Below are 4,086 nucleotides of genomic sequence, written 5' to 3' on the forward strand. Positions count from 1 at the left end.
GGGGGTATATGTTGGTTAAATGTGGCAGAAAGTGACGGCGGTTTTATCGGTACTTCTATTTTAGATTTTGCGCGGGTACATCTCAAATTAACTTTACCGGATGAGGGAGAATTAGACGTAAAAATTCGTTATTGTTGGCAAAACTGGTTAGCGGGAAATGTCCTAATTATCTTTGATGATGTGCGGGATTATCAGCAAATTAGGGATTATTTACCACCGCAAGAAGACAAACGCTTTCAGGTTTTAATTACCACTCGCAAGGAATATTTATCAGCGACAATTGCGACTTTTCGGGTAGAAGTATTAAAAGAAAAAGATGCACTTGATTTATTGCGTTCCTACCTTGTAGATAACAGAATTGACACACAAATCGAGGCAGCTAAATTATTATGTCAGGATTTGGGTTATTTACCCTTGGCGTTAGAATTGGTGGCAAGGTTACTGGTACGACGACAGGATTGGAAAATCAGCAAAATACGGCAGAAATTAGCCGAAAACGGCTTAGATGAGCCAAGTTTAGACAAAAATCCCAAGTTTCATGGGGAAATGACTGCGGAAAGAGGGTTAAAAGCTGCCTTTAATCTCAGTTGGGAGGAGTTGCATAGCGAACCAGAAGCGCAAATTTTGGCACTTTACCTCAGTTTATTCGCTCTTGCGCCCTTTCCCAAGGGGATGATTCTGGATTTATTTCCCGATGAGGATGGGGATACAGTGGAGGAATGGTTAACCGATAGTTTAGTTCACCTGAGTTTAGTTCAGGATAATCGTGATGGTTGGTATGAAATTCATCCCCTGTTGCGTCGCTACTTTCGGGATAAGTTAGAAGCATCACCCCACGCAGAACCAGCAAAACGCCGTTATTGTGGGATTATGGCCAAAAAATCGGCAGAAATGCCATATAATCCCACTGTAGAAATCGTTGAAGAATTTAAACCTTTCCTTCTCCATCTACAAGCATCTGTCGGGGAATATCCCCAATATATCGCTGATGAGGATTTAGCTTGGTCCTATACGGGTTTAGCTCGTTATTATCAAGGACAAGGATTGTATGCTATTGCTGAACCTTACTGTCAAGCTTGTTTAACCGCAACTCGAACCCACTTAGGAGACAATCATCCCGATGTGGCAAGTTCCCTCAACAATTTAGCAGCATTGTACGAATCCCAAGGCAGGTACACAGAAGCGGAACCTCTCTATCTAGAAGCATTAGATTTGACAAAACAACTCTTAGGAGACAATCATCCCCTTGTGGCAGCTTCCCTCAACAATTTAGCAGCATTGTACTATTACCAAGGCAGGTACACAGAAGCAGAACCTCTCCTTCTAGAAGCATTAGAATTGACAAAACAACTCTTAGGAGACAATCATCCCTCTGTGGCACTTTCCCTCAACAATTTAGCAGCATTGTACTATTCCCAAGGCAGGTACACAGAAGCGGAACCTCTCTATCTAGAAGCATTAGATTTGAGAAAACGACTCTTAGGAGACAATCATCCCGATGTGCCACTTTCCCTCAACAATTTAGCAGGATTGTACTATTACCAAGGCAGGTACACAGAAGCAGAACCTCTCTATCTAGAAGCATTAGATTTGTGTAAACGACTCTTAGGAGACAATCATCCCTCTGTGGCAACTTCCCTCAACAATTTAGCAGGATTGTACTATTCCCAAGGCAGATACACAGAAGCGGAACCTCTTTATCTAGAAGCGATTAATATTGTCAGGGAAAGATTAGGGGAAAATCATCCCTATACCCAAACCTTTTATCAGAATTATCTGGAGATGTTATCCCAATTACCCGAAGCAGAATTAAGACAACGGTTTCCCGATGAGGTGGTGGAAATGTTGAAACCAAAACCCCCTCATCCCTGAAAACAGTCTTAACAGTGATTGGAATGTTGAATGATGGACTGTGATTAGGGAGCTAGTTAAGAGTGGATTAGAGATGAAGATTGATTGAATAAACCAATCATAGTTAAGACCATTGGAAAATAGGGTCTGCAAGCGCAAGGATTTCCCATTATGAATATAGTATCATGTCAAGGAGCTTTTGTCAAGAGAAAATTTGACAACATCCAGACAAACGTTATTGTAGGGGTAATTCATGAATTACCCCTACACCCATTACCTAGTCCAGTAACCCACCACCATCGACAGTGGTTGGAATGATGAACTATGACTAGGGAGCTAGTTAAGAGTGAATTAGAGATGAAGATTGATTGAATAAACCAATCATAGTTAAGAGCGTTGGAAAAGAGGGTCTGTAGGCGCACGGATTTTCCATTATGAATATAGTATCATGTCAAGTCGCCTTTGTCAAGAGAAAATTTGACAACATCCAGACAAACGTTATTGTAGGGGTAATTCATGAATTACCCCTACACCTATTACCTAGTCCAGTAGTCCACCACCACCATTGACAGTGATTGGAATGATTGAATGATGAACTATAATTGAATTAATCACTGATGACTGATAACTGATTAGCAAGGAATAAAACCATGAATACTAAAGAGAGACTATTACAAGAGATTGAACAAGCGCCGGATTCTTTAATAGAAGAAACTTTAAACTTCCTCCTTTCAGCACAAGCTAGTTATGCTAAATCTGAAAGTAATGTAGGGGAGGCAATATTAAAGCTTCTGGAAGAGATACCATTAGACAATGACGACTTAGAAAAGTTGCCTATAGATCTTGCTAATCAGCATGATCATTATCTTTATGGAGTTCCCAAATCCTAAGCAAAGCCGAAACTAAAGTTTATAGCATCATAGCAATGAAAACCATCTTTGCAGACACATTTTATTGGGTTGCTCTCATTAACAATCGTGATGATTGGCATGAGAAAGCTATAGAAATGACAAGGAAACTCCAGCAGGTAACAATAGTGACAACCGATGAAGTCTTTATTGAAGTTTTCAACAATCTATCTGCTTATGGAATGTCAGTTAGACGAAAAACCTTACAAGTTATTAGAGGCTTACAAAATAATCCCCAAATCTTAGTTATACCTCAAACTCATCAGACGTTCCAATCAGGATTAGATTTATATCAAAATCGTCCAGATAAGGATTACAGCTTAACAGATTGTATATCCATGCAAACAATGCGCCAAATGAATATAAATGAAATTCTTACTCACGATAAGCATTTTACACAAGAAGGATTTTTCATTTTATTTCAAAATATAGAGTTACATTAGATTTGAGAAAACGACTACTAGGAGACAATCATCCCCATGTGGCAACTTCCCTCAACAATTTAGCACAATTGTACTATTATAAAGGCAGATACTCAGAAGCAGAACCTCTCTATCTAGAAGCGATTAATATTTTCAGAGAAGGATTAGGGGAAAATCATCCCCATACTCAAATCGTTTATCAGAACTATCTGAGGATGCTGTCTTAACTATGATTGGAATGATTGAATGATGAACTATGACTAGGGAGCTAGTTAAGAGTGGATTAGAGATGAAGATTGATTGAATGAACCAATCATAGTTAAGACCGTTGGAAAAGAGGGTTCGTAGGCGCACGGATTTTCCATTATGAATATAGTATCCTGTCAAGTCGCCTTTGTCAAGAGAAAATTTAACAACATCCAGAAAAACGTAATTGTAGGGGCAATTCATGAATTACCCCTACACCTATTACCTAGTGATAAGTCCAGTAGGGTGCGTTAGACGGCCAAAATTTCCGCTTTAACTTCAAGCTAACAATCCGTCGTAACGCACCACCATTGACGGTGATTGGAATGATTGAATGATGAACTATGACTAGGGAGCTAGTTAAGAGTGGATTAGAGATGAAGATTGATTGAATGAACCAATCATAGTTAAGACCGTTGGAAAAGAGGGTTTGTAGGCGCACGGATTTTCCATTATGAATATAGTATCCTGTCAAGCTGCCTTTGTCAAGAGAAATTTTGACAACATCCAAAAAAACGTGGCTCTTCGTTACTTGTTATGGTTCGATAGGGGGGCATAAATCGACTAAATCCTTATCTGGCAAGAGACTTAATTGATTAGTTCGCTCTAGATAAAAAACAATTGACAAAAATCGCTAAATGCCTTTCTCTATAAGGGTT

General features: G+C 39.3%; 7 protein-coding genes. All 7 read left to right on the top strand.

Going from position 1 to position 4,086, the window contains the following annotated elements; all coding sequences use genetic code 11:
• The coding region (locus O9290_RS14205) for a tetratricopeptide repeat protein (RefSeq protein WP_288087192.1) at window positions 1-1,872 on the top strand (1,872 nt) is incomplete at its 5' end.
• Between the two features lie 150 nt (window positions 1,873-2,022).
• Window positions 2,023-2,169 (top strand): hypothetical protein, encoded by a 147-nt coding sequence (locus O9290_RS14210; RefSeq protein WP_288087194.1) that lies wholly within the window; start codon window positions 2,023-2,025, stop codon window positions 2,167-2,169.
• 116 nt (window positions 2,170-2,285) lie between these two features.
• Window positions 2,286-2,420, top strand: a complete 135-nt coding sequence (locus tag O9290_RS14215; protein ID WP_288056004.1) for a hypothetical protein — start codon at window positions 2,286-2,288, stop codon at window positions 2,418-2,420.
• 81 nt (window positions 2,421-2,501) lie between these two features.
• Entirely contained in the window at window positions 2,502-2,741 is a 240-nt protein-coding gene (locus tag O9290_RS14220; RefSeq protein WP_061433369.1) for a hypothetical protein, read from the top strand.
• A gap of 35 nt (window positions 2,742-2,776) precedes the next feature.
• A complete protein-coding gene (locus O9290_RS14225; RefSeq protein ID WP_002756072.1) occupies window positions 2,777-3,202 on the top strand; it encodes a type II toxin-antitoxin system VapC family toxin in 426 nt (141 codons plus the stop codon).
• A gap of 2 nt (window positions 3,203-3,204) precedes the next feature.
• A complete protein-coding gene (locus O9290_RS14230) occupies window positions 3,205-3,408 on the top strand; it encodes a tetratricopeptide repeat protein (protein ID WP_288056006.1) in 204 nt (67 codons plus the stop codon).
• Between the two features lie 139 nt (window positions 3,409-3,547).
• The gene (locus tag O9290_RS14235) at window positions 3,548-3,682 is read left to right on the top strand and encodes a hypothetical protein (RefSeq protein ID WP_288087196.1); all 135 of its coding nucleotides are present in this window, start codon (window positions 3,548-3,550) and stop codon (window positions 3,680-3,682) included.
• The last annotated feature ends 404 nt before the right edge of the window (window positions 3,683-4,086 follow it).

It is taken from the genome of Microcystis sp. LE19-41.2A (genome assembly GCF_027530405.1).
Classification (GTDB): domain Bacteria; phylum Cyanobacteriota; class Cyanobacteriia; order Cyanobacteriales; family Microcystaceae; genus Microcystis; species Microcystis aeruginosa.